The following is a 12094-nucleotide window of genomic DNA, read 5'->3' on the forward strand; positions in this document are numbered from 1 at the left end:
ATTCAGTCATCTGACTGAATCCCTTTTCGTATCCACGACGATCTGCCTGATTAATCGAGTTGTGCGTTCACTTCCGCTTCATATCGTTCCACAAGTTTGTTGTTGTCCGTCGTCTCGTATTTCTTTTCTAACACCGGGATTAGACGTAACCAAATCGTGTTCTTTTCATAAAGGTCTCTGTCAAACTGATGATTCAACTCTTGAAGGGATAAACCGAGAGCGCTCGCGTAGGCGAGATGAATCGGCAAATCACTTTGGTCCGGTCCTTGTTCAATGAAACGATCAATCTCGTCGTCGGTGACGTGAATGTTGTACGTTTCTCTTGCGACCGTCTTCCATAATACGTCTTGTTCCATCGCTTCAGTCGAAAGTGCGATGACTTGTGCGTCTGTTAAGTCGGTTTCATAGTACAGTTGCTCTTCTGCCAACGTTCGAATGACCCACTTCCGTAACGGGTCCTCGACGTCGAACTGATTCGCTTCATGGATTACGTCATCAAACAGGTTCTTATAATCGTCGAACGTGAAGTCGTCTACGATTTGGCGCTGTTCTTCTTCACTTTTCATTTCAATCGTTTCAGGTTGAGATGCCTCAGGTCGACACGCAGCTGTGAAGACGACGAGTACGAGCGTACAAAGTAGAAATGAGTGAAATCGTAACGGCATGATGATCCTCCCCTTATCTGTTTCCACTTCGAACATGACAGGTGCTTTAACCAATAGAACGGAAACGCGATTTACTACTATATACTTAATAAGTAGGCATCGGGTTTCATTCGAACTCAGTCAAATCGCTACACGTGAGAACGATTTTCAATTATGATGAAACAGATAGTAGAGGGGGGATTGACATGATGGAAAAGACAGCAGGACAACAGTTGATTGAATCGCGGCGTACGATTCGCATGTTCACGGAAGGTGAACTCGATACGGCCGAGTTGTATGAACTATTCACCTCGGCCCATCAAGCGCCGTTTCATAATAAAGTTGAGCCGTGGAACGTCTATTTGTTCAACGGGGAAGGGAAAGACGTATTGCTGTCCGCGCTCGAGCCGGCGTTTCAGGACGGACCGGAGTCGAAACGAGAAAAGGTTGCCGGACGGATCCGTAATGCGGCTGCCTGCGTGTACGTGACGACAAAAGCGTTTGAGACAGAGAAGGACAAGAAGGACGCGTTGCTCGCGACGGCGACGTTCATTCAGAATTTCCACCTGCTCTGTAGCGAGCGAGACATCGGACTCGTCTGGCGGACGGGTGGCATCTTCGAAGACACGCGGTTACAAGAAATGATTGGGGCAGAAGGAGAGACATTCGTCGGACTCCTCCAACTCGGGCGATTCGAGGACGTGCCACCGAAAAAACGACGCCAGTCGGTTGACAGCTGTCTCACGATTTTTGAATAAAGAAAAGCTCGAGCGAAGACCAGTGTCTACGCTCGAGCTTTTGATTTATGCGATTCATTTCTTCAATTTATTTGCGAGCCAGTCTTGAATGACGTTTGATGGAATCATTATAATCACGTTCCCCCGGTTTTGATTTCTTCCTCTATACTATTATCCGATTGGATCCGTTCCCAAACCTCTCGATGTGTGCCTTGTAACGTATCATTGAGTGAATCTTCGACATGAAGGCAATAGCTTGGGTTAATGGACGAGGCGTACAAGTCTAACATGAGTTGAGCGTGGTTGAGATGCATACAATTGGCTCCTTTCGACACGTCGGCTTGACTACATCCTCAGTATACAAAGGAATCATGAAGAAAATTCAGGAGAATCGTTAACAATTTATGAATCTTGTAAACGCTTTCACAAACTTTCTTTACGTTCGATTGGTTCGCACGTCGTCAAGTACTGTTCTGCCCGTTTGGCGTACTTCTTGACAGTCCGCTCCATGATGAAGCGATCTTCATCGTTCAGCGGTCGGACGACTTTTGCAGGCACACCCATGACCATGACGCCTTCTGGAATTTGCATGTTCGGCGTGACGAGCGCGCCGGCAGCAACAAATGATCCTTTTCCGACCTTTGCCCCATCGAGAACGGTCGCGTGCATCCCGATTAAGCAACCCTCTTCAATCTCACACCCGTGAATCATCGCCATATGTCCAATCGAGACCCGATCGTGAATGATTGTCGGCGAGCCTTCGTATTGGTGAACCATCGATCCATCTTGAATGTTCACGTACGAACCAATCCGAATCGGACCTTCGTCTCCGCGGATGACCGTGTTGAACCAGACTCCGGAATGTGCGCCAATCGTCACATCGCCGATCACGTGAGCGCCTGGAGCGATGAAGACTGTCTTGTCGACATTTGGAAATAATTCACCTAATTTATATTGCATATGTGTAACCCCTTTCAAACAGATATGTTCTTATTGTCGCACAACTGGAAAAAGAAATTGCACCGAAAAGATTTTTCTTGTTAAGATAGATAAAATACGTTGAAAAAAGGAGACACATAGATGGAAAAACAACATTTGATTGACATCGCCGCAAAGAAAAAGAAAGCAGCGGTCGTCTTTAAAGATGTAGCGGTCATCGACGTGTATAGTCGCGAGACGATTCGCACAGACGTGGCGATTGATGCGGGATACATCGTGGCCATCGGGGACGGCTATGAAGGAGAGACGGAATACCATGATCCGGCATGGACACTTGCGCCGACATTTATCGATTCACACGTTCATATCGAATCGTCAATGGTGCCGCCGCATGAGTTTGCGAAAGCAGTACTCCCGCTCGGTGTGGCGACGGTCATCGCGGATCCACACGAGATTGCGAACGTCAATGGAGCGCTCGGGATCGAATATATGTTGGCTGACGCGAAAGGGCTCCCGCTCGACGTTCGGATGATGCTTCCGAGCTGTGTGCCGGCGACACCGTTCGAACATGCGGGTGCCAAACTATACGCGGAAGACTTGGCCCCATTTTTAGGGGACCCGGGCGTACACGGACTCGGAGAAGTGATGGATTACCCATCGGTCGAGGCTGCGAGTGCGGATATGCTTCAAAAAATCGCGCAGACAGAGGCGGCCGGAAAAGTCGTCGACGGGCACGCATCCGGTCTCGGTCCTGATCAACTGAACGTCTACCGGACGGCCGGGATTATGACAGACCATGAATGTACGACGGAAGAAGAAGCGCTCGAACGGGTACGACGTGGATTTTACGTGCAAATCCGCGAAGGATCGGTCGCACGGAACGTAGAGAAGGTAAGCCGAGCCATCACGGAAAGTAACGCCCATCGTTTCCTGTTCTGTACCGACGACAAGCATTTGGACGACCTCGTCGCCGAGGGCGGAATCGATTACAACATTCGGATGGCGATCAAGCAAGGCGTCAAACCGGAGACGGCATACGCCGTGGCGAGTCTTCATGCGGCCGAAGCATACGGGTTGAATGACATCGGGGCCATCGCGCCAGGGAAGAAAGCGAACTTTGTCATCTTGTCAGACGTCGAATCGGTAAAAATCGAATCTGTCTATGTGAATGGGGAAGTCGTCGCGCGAGAAGGGAAAGCGACGTTTGAAGTGGACGGCATCGAGGTGCCGAAGCCGATGAAAGGGGAACTCAAACTCCCTGAATTAAGTCCTGATTCTTTCCGTTTACCCGTGAAAGAGGAGGCGGTCGATGTCATTCAAGTGTTGCCGAACAGTCTATTGACGAAACGAGAGCGGCTCGTCTTTAAGCCGGACGAATCAGGGGCGGACCTTGACCAAGATATTGCCACGCTCGCGGTGATCGAGCGTCACCACGGGATAGGTCATATGGCGCTCGCACCAGTCACGGGTTTTGGTTTGAAACGAGGCGCACTCGCAGCGACGGTGGCTCATGATAGTCATAACCTTGTGATTGCCGGCGTCAGTCCAGACGATATGTTACTCGCAGCCGAGACGCTCGAGAAGGTCGGCGGTGGCGTCGTCGCGGTGTCCGATGGCGAAGTACTTGCGGTCTTACCGCTTGAGATTGGTGGACTCATGACGAAGCGTCCTTATCAGGAAGTGGCAGATGTGCTCGAACGATTGAACGACGCGCTCGACGTCGTCGGAGCGCATCGTCATTTCAATCCGTATTTGACGATGTCGTTCCTTGCCCTGCCGGTCATTCCAGACTTGAAATTGACGGACATGGGACTATTCGATGTGACGACGTTCTCATTTATCGAGTCATGAGTCGGTCTAACGTATGATTTTTGTTAAGAACGGCTCGGAAAGATTGAACGGTCTCCGGTAAGTTGGTATAGTTACAACAAGTTTCATCGGTTCAAATTGAAAGGGGGGATATCACAGATGGAACAAGTTGCTTATAACCGGTCGTATGATGAACATGAGGATTTGATCAATTCTGTATATCGTGCCTTCAAAGACCGATATGAAGAATTGCCGGATGAGACGCGGACGAAACGTCGATTACGCCGCCTCATTCTCTTGACGATTAAAGAGCAAACATCGTCACATGCCGAGCGGTTCGTGTTGTATCATTTCTTTAGCGATTTCTTTAAAGCGGTCGAGGCAAATGACCAAGAAGCACTCGCTGTATTGAAACAAATCATCCGTGACGAAAAATAATGGTTGAAATGTGTCATGGACCTATGATAATTTAGACGTAACTTTTAAATGAATATTCGTGCTATCGATGAGGTAGAGGTGCGATGCTGATGAGTATGTAGTCGGAGGATGACAACGATGAAGGCTACAAAAAGGCAGAATCGCCGAAGTGCAACACCCATGGTCTATGGGATTGTGCTGGGCTGACGGGGAATACGCGTCAGACTGCCATACATATTTACGTATGGAGCGCTCCAAGTCGGCTAAGAAAGACGGAACATCCAGCGAGGGTGTCGGCTTTGTTGCCGATGCCCTCGCTTTGCGTTTTTTTAAGCATAGGGGGGCCTCATCTCATACAAAAGAGGAGGAAATCAGCATGGTAGATTATTCAACTTCGGTACTATCACTTGTACCGGCATTACTTGCCATTATTATGGCGATCACAACAAGGAAAGTTATTCCGTCGCTTGGCGTCGGGATTATCGCAGGCGTATTGCTCTTGCATAACTTCAATCCGCTCGACTCGATCTCATACTTATGGTCAAACGTTCTTGCCTTATTCTGGTCGGAGGGCGAATTGAACGAGTGGAACGTGCTCTTGATCGCGTTCTTGCTCTTGCTCGGTATTTTGTCTTCCATCATTCAAACGTCGGGCGGAGCCCGGGCGTTCGGTGAATGGGCAGCAGCCAACGTCAAAACGGCACGTGGCGCACGCCTCGTCTCGTTCGGACTCGGGATTTTGATTTTCATTGATGACTACTTTAACAGTTTGGCTGTCGGTAATATCAGCCGTCCGCTCACGGACCGTAAAAAAGTCTCGCGTGCAAAACTCGCTTATACGATCGACTCAACGGCCGCGCCAGTATGTGTCATTAGCCCGCTCTCGAGCTGGGGCGCTTACATCATCGCGCTCATCGCCGGCATCTTGGCAAAATACTCAATCGACAGTTACTCGTCACTTTCGGCATTCATTCAAATGATTCCAATGAACTTTTATGCCATCTTCGCACTTCTTTTGACGGGTTACGTCGCCTTCACAGGCCTCGCGATTGGGCCGATGCGCACGCATGAGCTCCGCGCTTTAAAAGGTGAGCTATATGACGTGTCAAAAGGAGCGCCAATGGGGATGAGTGAAGATATTAAAGAACACGACGGCGGTAAAGTGCGCGACTTGATCGTCCCAATTCTTGTATTAATCGTTGCGACTGTATCGGCCATGCTCTTCACAGGCGGTCAAGCACTCGCAGCAGACGGTCAAGCGTTCTCACTCCTCGGTGCATTCGAGGCAACAGATGTCACGCGTTCACTCGTGGCGGGTGCAATCATCAGTTTGATCGTCACGTTCTTGCTTCTGATCGGCCGTAAAATTCCGGCTGGTGACTATGGACGGGCAACATGGGCCGGTGTTCGGGCGATGTGGCCAGCGGTACTTATTCTCTTGTTCGCTTGGACGATCATCGCGGTCATCGGCGACATGAGAACAGGGGATTACTTGGCAAGCTTCGTCACAGACCGGATTGCCGCCTCTTACTTGCCACTCATCTTGTTCGCGATTGCTGGGTTGATGGCGTTCTCGACGGGAACAAGTTGGGGAACGTTCGGTCTCATGCTTCCAATCGGGGCAGACTTGATTATGGCGGTCGAACCGGAACTCTTGCTTCCGACACTCGCAGCCGTCTTGGCAGGTGCCGTGTTCGGTGACCACTGCTCACCAATTTCGGATACAACGATTCTCAGCTCGACAGGTGCAGGCTCGCATCACATCGATCACGTGTTGACGCAGCTTCCATACGCATCGATTGCAGCGGGTGTCTCGGCGGTCGGTTACTTGGTACTCGGAATGACAGCATCAATGTGGATTGGGTTCTTTGCAGCATTCGCGACGTTTGTCGTCTTGCTCGTCATCGCCCAAATCATTTCAAAACGTGGACATGTCCCGGCAGAAATGCGGGCTGAACGCGAAGCGTAAGATCAGGCAGGCACGTCCCGATGGACATGCCTGTTTTTTGTCGTGATCCATTAAAAAACCCTCCCACGAAAGTGGAAGGGAAGTCGATTAGTTTACGTCTAACCATTTGAAGCTTGCGTCAGCTCCGAACGGGTGGCGGTACATGTTCTTAATGTTCGTACGTTCGAGGTACGCCTCACCTTTTTGATAGATCGGTGCGATGGCGAAGTCATCTTCGAGCAAGATGCGTTCTGCTTCTTGCATCGTCTCCCAACGTTTCATCTCATCGGCTTCTTTCTTCGCTTCTTGAACGAGTTTGTCATATTCCTCGTTCGAGTACTCCATCCGGTTGAACGGACCGTCTGTGACCCACATGTCGAGATACGTCATTGGATCCTGATAGTCTGGCCCCCAACCGGCAGCAGAGACGTCATAGTCGCCTGCACCCTCGAGCTCGAGGAAGTTTTTGAACGGTTGTTGCTTAATGTTAAGCGTAAGTCCTGGCAAGTTCTTCTCGAGCTCACCTTTGATGAACTCGTTCACTTTTTTGAAAGCTTCTTCGTCACGTGAGAGGAACTCAAGTTCGACTGTCTCGACACCAAGTTCAGACAATCCTTTTTCCCACGCCGCTTTCGCTTCGTCGACGTTATAGCTGAGAAGGTCTGGATACTTCTCACGGAAGTCCGCACCGTCAGACGTGTACGTGAAGTCTTTCGCCACGATAAAGTTCGCAGGTTGTGAACCGTCTGTCAAGATGACGTCCGTGACACCTTGTTTATCGAACCCTTTCGCAAGTGCTTCCCGGATGTGAACGTTTTGAAGTGTCTCGTTCTTTTGGTTGAAGCGCAAGAAGTTGATGCGCGCGTCGGCACGTGTCTTGAACTCGTCGCTATCTTGGAACTGTGGTACGAATTCAGACGAGAGGAGCGTGTAGTCCGCCTCTTCCGATTCGAACAAGTTGACGCCAGTTGACACGTCTTTGACGACTTTGACGTTGATCGTCTCCATCTTCACGTTGTCTGCATCCCAATAGTCTGGGTTTTTCTTGTATACCCAACCCGTGTTATCTTGCCAACTTTCGAGCACGTAAGGGCCGTTGTAAAGTGTTTTGTCGACGGTAGTTGCGAACGCTTCGCCTTGCTCTTCGACGAACTCTTGTTTTTGTGGCATATACGTCGGGAAGCCAGTCAACCCGAGGAAGTAAGGAGCCGGTGCTTCCAATGTAACTTCGAGTGTCTTCTCGTCAACGGCTTTGACACCGAGGTCGTCGACGTCAGCTTCGCCTGCGAGAATGCTGTTGGCGTTTTTCAAATCTTGTAAGATGTACGCATACTCGGCACCTGTCGCAGGGTTCAAAGCACGTTTCCATGAGTAAACGAAATCTTCGGCCGTAATCGGTGAGCCGTCTGACCAATTGGCGTCACGTAATTTAAATGTGTATGTAAGCCCGTCTTCTGATACTTCGACATCTTCTGCGATCCCTGGTGTCGGTTGGTTGTTCTCATCAAGACGATACAGTCCCTCGAAGACGTTGTTCGTCACGATAATGGATGTTGAGTCTGTCGTGAGCGTCGGGTCGAGCTGTGGCAAGTCCGTCGCAGAGACGAGGGTGATTTCCTTTTTCGCGTCACCTGATGAAGACCCTTCAGAAGAACTTGATGATTCTTCGCCGCCTCCGCAAGCTGCCGTGGCGAGTAATGCGACTCCCGATAAAGCTAACCATTTCTTATTGCGCATTGTGATTCCTCCCGAAAATTCTGATTGTTTCGAATATAGTGTTTATTAAACTACAATTATTATGAATACGCAATTTATTTTTCTTAATTATTCGAAAATATAAACATTAGTGAAATACCTATCAAACGACCCTTTTATTCAGTAGAATGAAAAAATCGTCGGATGATTATACGTTATGGATGTATAGTTATTCGTCAGACGTCAGGGTAAGTGGAGGTCGTTTTGAATGAAGTCACAGACAGCCGGAATCGGCTTTTTTGGTCTCGCAGCGATGGTCGTAGGCACGATGATCGGTGGCGGGGCGTTTAATTTACCGGGCGCGATGGCACAAGGGGCAGGGGTCGGATCCGTCTTAATTGGGTGGTCGATTACCGGACTCGGCATGATCATGCTCGCGTTCGTATTTCAGTTTTTAGCGAATGCGCGTCCCGAACTCGATGGTGGGATATATGCGTATGCGAAAGAAGGGTTCGGTCGCTTTATCGGATTTAACAGTGGGTGGGGATATTGGATGTCGGCCTGGATTGGTACGGTCGCGAACATTACGCTCATCTTTAGTACACTCAGTTACTTTTTCCCCATCTTTTCAGCCGAACATCGCACGTTCCGTTTGGTGATGAGTGCACTTCTCATCTGGGGATTATTTTGGTTGATTCGTCGGGGGATGCGCGAGGCCGCGCTCCTGAATATCGTCACGACGATTGCCAAGCTCGTACCGCTCTTCCTTTTCATCATCTTGATTTTGTTCGCATTCCGCCTAGAAACGTTTCGTTTCGATTTTTGGGGCGAGGAGGGATTTAGTTGGTCGCACGTGTTTCCTCAAGTCAAATCGACCATGCTCGTCACGCTTTGGGCGTTTGTCGGGATTGAAGGAGCCGTCGTTCTCTCGTCCCGCGCTCGCCATAAGCGAGACGTCGGACGGGCGACGGTGATCGGACTCGTCGGGACGCTTCTCATCTATATGATGATTTCAATCTTCTCGTTCGGGGTGATGACGCAAGCACAATTAGCCGCGCTCCCGGAACCGTCGATGGCGTACGTGCTCGAGGCGGTCGTCGGGCCAGTCGGCGCGACGTTCATCAACATCGGTCTTCTCGTCTCGCTCGGCGGTGCCCTTCTCGGTTGGACAATATTAGCGACCGAGATTTCGTATGTGGCGAGTCGGGACGGCGTGTTCCCGCGTGTATTTAACCGATTGAATCGGAACGAGACACCGGTGAACGCGCTGTTGATCACACAACTGTTCACCCAAGTCGTGACGGTCATTGCGCTCTTTTCGGAACAGACGTATTTGGTGTTGTCGAGCATTGCCGGGATTGCAGCGCTCGTTCCGTATCTATTCTCGGCGCTGTTCGGATGGAAAGAAGCGCGACGCATGCGTTCGCAACGGATGCTCGTCGTATCAGGCATCGCCTCGCTCTATGCCGCTTGGCTCCTTTACGCTTCTGGCATGGAATATGTCCTCATCGCGATGATTTTGTACGCCCCAGGGATATTCGTGTTCATAGTAGCAGAGCGAGAGCAAGGACGCCCGTTTCTCAGCCGGATGCAGTATGCGATTGCCGTCCTCATTCTCCTCGCCGCCACGTATGGGGTGTATGGACTATGGACGGCCGCGATTACGCTGTAACTAAAAATCACTGACCGCGTTGGTCAGTGATTTTTTTCGTTCTTTTGATGCGTCAACAGTTCGATGATGCGTTCAGGCGGCAACGGTTTGGCATATAAAAAGCCTTGGAACGAATCGCAATCAGTCGTTCGCAAATGATCGAGCATTTCCTTGTCCTCGACACCTTCCGCGACGACATGGAGGTTCAAGCTCTTGCCGAGGTGAACGATGACATCGAGTAAATGGGACCTTGAAGCGAGCCAATCGTCTAAAAAGACTTTATCGATTTTCAACTCATCGACCGGAAACGATTTTAAGTATTGGAGCGAGGAGAAGCCGGTGCCGAAGTCGTCAATCGACAGGCGGTAGTCGAGACGTTTGATTTGGTTCATTCGGGCGATGATTTCCTCGGTCTGTTGCATGACGAGACTTTCCGTGATTTCGAGAATCACGTCTGTCGGATTCAAATGTAACTGCTGTTTAATATTTCGAAGCGTGTTGATGAAACTTTCGCTTCGGAATTGGTTTGGCGAGATGTTGACGGCCATCGACAAGGAATGGTCGACGAGCGGCTGCCACGCTTTTAATTGTTTCGCTGCTTCTAGAATGACCCAGTTGTTGATTGGCACGATGAGCGCCATCTCTTCGGCGAGCGGGATAAACTCAGACGGCGGGATTTGGCCGAGCTCGTCGTGATGCCAGCGTAGTAGCGCCTCGAACCCAATGAGTCGATCGGTCTTTAACTCATATTTTGGCTGATACTCCAAATAAAAATGTTTTTCTTCGAGCGCTTGATAGAGCGCTTTTTCAATATGGATTTGCCGTGAGAACGCATCATCCATATCTTTCGTGACGAACTGAATTGTCCCGACACCGATTCGCTTCCCTTTAAACAAGGCGCTTTCCGCTCGGGCATATAATTCTTCGAGCGAATTCGTCGCCGACGGATAAAAGACGCACCCGATCGAAATCGACAGCATGATGGAATGATGATAGATGCGGAACGGACGCTGCAACTCATATTGAAGTTGACGCAACAGCCGAAACACGTCCTCTTTCGACTGTTCTAAAAAGAGGACGCCGAACAAACCACCGGAAGGGTGGAACATGACGCTCGTGTCTGGCAAATGACGGTACGCCCGTTCTTTGATTTGGAGCAATAGCTCATTCCCGACGCGGGAACCAAACGATTCATTAATAATTTTAAAGCGGTCGATGTCAAATAGGGCGATGTGAACAATTCCTCCAGACTCATTCGCCGTCTGAAGGAGATCGCGATATTTGCGCAACCATCCTTTCTTATTCAATAAACCGGTCAAGTCGTTGTGATACGCCAAATATTCGACTTCTCGCTCGAGCCGTTTCTTGTCGGAGACGTCAAAGCCAAATGCCGTATATTGAAGAATTTCACCGTGCTCACTTAAAATCGGGACAACGGTGAGGTTCAGCCAACAAACATTCGTCGTATGACGTGTTGATTGAATCGGCATCTCGCCGTTCCAAATCCGATCAGAAAAAAGAGATGCTCGAACCGTGTCAGCAATCGGTTGCTTCTCATGCATCGGGTGCACAAGGTCGAACCAATCCCGCCCGATGAAGTGGTGTTCTGATTCGCCAATCAGGTCACAGAGCATCGGGTTGACAGCGGTGATTCTCCCATCGGCATCGGCTGATAAATAGTACGTCGTCTGTTCGATCATCGCTTGAAAGTGATGCAACAAGTTGAACTGTTCGGTACTGATGAGTGGACCGAATCCTTTCGGTAAGAAGGCGAGGAAATAGCCGTTATAGTCGGCGATGGCGAATGATTGCAAATAAGCGGTCGCATAGACGAGTGACCCGTCTTTATGTTGGAACGGCGTCATCGCTGTCGTCGAGAACGGATATTGAAGGAGAAGGGGTGCCCACGTTTCGAGCGCACTGTCTAATTGCTCGACGACGGGCAACGCTTGATGAAGCACCTCGTCTCGTTCCCATCCAAACAGCGCGGTCGCGTGTTCGTTCCAAAGCAGGACCTCGCCATCGAGATCGATATAACAGCACGGGATTGATAACGCATCGATGAACGTATCAATCGGCAAGTCACGTAACGAAGCCACACGAATTCCTCCCATCTATCTCAAATGAATGAATGTCTACGTTCAGTGTACCTTATTTTCCCAAACCGAGGAATGGGCAAGTTCGCCGTTGTCAAAAGAAAGACGGTCATCATATACTGAAAGAGTAAGAATGACTTTTTAGACAAGGGGGAAAC

General features: G+C 49.9%; 10 protein-coding genes and 1 riboswitch. Of the genes, 5 read left to right on the forward strand and 5 right to left on the reverse strand.

The genetic code is table 11. From position 1 onward, the window contains the following. Nucleotides 1–50: 50 nt before the first annotated feature. Complete coding sequence (locus KNP92_RS12705; RefSeq protein ID WP_214841073.1) at nucleotides 51–665, reverse strand: hypothetical protein; 615 nt, start codon at nucleotides 663–665, stop codon at nucleotides 51–53. Between the two features lie 185 nt (nucleotides 666–850). Between KNP92_RS12705 and KNP92_RS12710 the strand changes: the two genes are divergently transcribed. Then, nucleotides 851–1402 (forward strand): nitroreductase family protein, encoded by a 552-nt coding sequence (locus KNP92_RS12710; protein WP_251136583.1) that lies wholly within the window; start codon nucleotides 851–853, stop codon nucleotides 1400–1402. A 113-nt stretch (nucleotides 1403–1515) separates the two neighbouring features. Here the strand turns inward: KNP92_RS12710 and KNP92_RS12715 are convergent, their stop codons facing one another. Beyond that, nucleotides 1516–1671, reverse strand: coding sequence for a hypothetical protein (locus KNP92_RS12715; RefSeq protein ID WP_251136584.1), 156 nt, complete (start codon nucleotides 1669–1671; stop codon nucleotides 1516–1518). 133 nt (nucleotides 1672–1804) lie between these two features. After that, nucleotides 1805–2341: a gamma carbonic anhydrase family protein gene (locus KNP92_RS12720; protein WP_214841082.1), complete on the reverse strand. Its 537-nt coding sequence runs from the start codon at nucleotides 2339–2341 to the stop codon at nucleotides 1805–1807. 120 nt (nucleotides 2342–2461) lie between these two features. Here KNP92_RS12720 and ade point away from each other — a divergent pair, with 120 nt between their 5' ends. The 3 genes from ade (at nucleotide 2462) to KNP92_RS12735 (ending at nucleotide 6515) form a co-directional block, all read left to right on the forward strand. Continuing rightward, entirely contained in the window at nucleotides 2462–4171 is a 1710-nt protein-coding gene (gene ade, locus KNP92_RS12725) for an adenine deaminase (RefSeq protein WP_214841084.1), read from the forward strand. 117 nt (nucleotides 4172–4288) lie between these two features. Further along, nucleotides 4289–4567 carry a hypothetical protein gene (locus tag KNP92_RS12730; RefSeq protein ID WP_034809944.1) on the forward strand — a complete coding sequence of 93 codons (279 nt, stop codon included), beginning with the start codon at nucleotides 4289–4291 and terminating at the stop codon, nucleotides 4565–4567. A gap of 65 nt (nucleotides 4568–4632) precedes the next feature. Then, a riboswitch (Lysine riboswitch) is annotated at nucleotides 4633–4809 on the forward strand. A 113-nt stretch (nucleotides 4810–4922) separates the two neighbouring features. Then, the gene (locus tag KNP92_RS12735) at nucleotides 4923–6515 is read left to right on the forward strand and encodes a Na+/H+ antiporter NhaC family protein (RefSeq protein WP_214841086.1); all 1593 of its coding nucleotides are present in this window, start codon (nucleotides 4923–4925) and stop codon (nucleotides 6513–6515) included. 87 nt (nucleotides 6516–6602) lie between these two features. Here KNP92_RS12735 and KNP92_RS12740 read toward each other — a convergent pair whose 3' ends face one another. After that, nucleotides 6603–8231 (reverse strand): peptide ABC transporter substrate-binding protein, encoded by a 1629-nt coding sequence (locus tag KNP92_RS12740; RefSeq protein ID WP_214841088.1) that lies wholly within the window; start codon nucleotides 8229–8231, stop codon nucleotides 6603–6605. 226 nt (nucleotides 8232–8457) lie between these two features. On the opposite strand from KNP92_RS12740, the gene KNP92_RS12745 reads away from it, so the two are divergent. Further along, nucleotides 8458–9861 (forward strand): basic amino acid/polyamine antiporter, encoded by a 1404-nt coding sequence (locus KNP92_RS12745; protein WP_214841089.1) that lies wholly within the window; start codon nucleotides 8458–8460, stop codon nucleotides 9859–9861. Nucleotides 9862–9884: 23 nt separating this feature from the next. Here the strand turns inward: KNP92_RS12745 and KNP92_RS12750 are convergent, their stop codons facing one another. Beyond that, nucleotides 9885–11939 carry a putative bifunctional diguanylate cyclase/phosphodiesterase gene (locus tag KNP92_RS12750; protein WP_260564105.1) on the reverse strand — a complete coding sequence of 685 codons (2055 nt, stop codon included), beginning with the start codon at nucleotides 11937–11939 and terminating at the stop codon, nucleotides 9885–9887. Between the last annotated feature and the right edge of the window lie 155 nt (nucleotides 11940–12094).

This window comes from Exiguobacterium sp. s122 (assembly GCF_018618475.1).
Classification (GTDB): Bacteria; Bacillota; Bacilli; order Exiguobacteriales; family Exiguobacteriaceae; genus Exiguobacterium; species Exiguobacterium himgiriensis.

Coding starts and splice junctions, on each gene's coding strand:
- KNP92_RS12705 (WP_214841073.1), bottom strand. CDS start 665: ATGCCGTTACGATTTCACTCATTTCTACTTTGTACGCTCGTACTCGTC.
- KNP92_RS12715 (WP_251136584.1), bottom strand. CDS start 1,671: ATGTTAGACTTGTACGCCTCGTCCATTAACCCAAGCTATTGCCTTCAT.
- KNP92_RS12745 (WP_214841089.1), top strand. CDS start 8,458: ATGAAGTCACAGACAGCCGGAATCGGCTTTTTTGGTCTCGCAGCGATG.
- KNP92_RS12720 (WP_214841082.1), bottom strand. CDS start 2,341: ATGCAATATAAATTAGGTGAATTATTTCCAAATGTCGACAAGACAGTC.
- ade (WP_214841084.1), top strand. CDS start 2,462: ATGGAAAAACAACATTTGATTGACATCGCCGCAAAGAAAAAGAAAGCA.
- KNP92_RS12730 (WP_034809944.1), top strand. CDS start 4,289: ATGGAACAAGTTGCTTATAACCGGTCGTATGATGAACATGAGGATTTG.
- KNP92_RS12740 (WP_214841088.1), bottom strand. CDS start 8,231: ATGCGCAATAAGAAATGGTTAGCTTTATCGGGAGTCGCATTACTCGCC.
- KNP92_RS12710 (WP_251136583.1), top strand. CDS start 851: ATGATGGAAAAGACAGCAGGACAACAGTTGATTGAATCGCGGCGTACG.
- KNP92_RS12735 (WP_214841086.1), top strand. CDS start 4,923: ATGGTAGATTATTCAACTTCGGTACTATCACTTGTACCGGCATTACTT.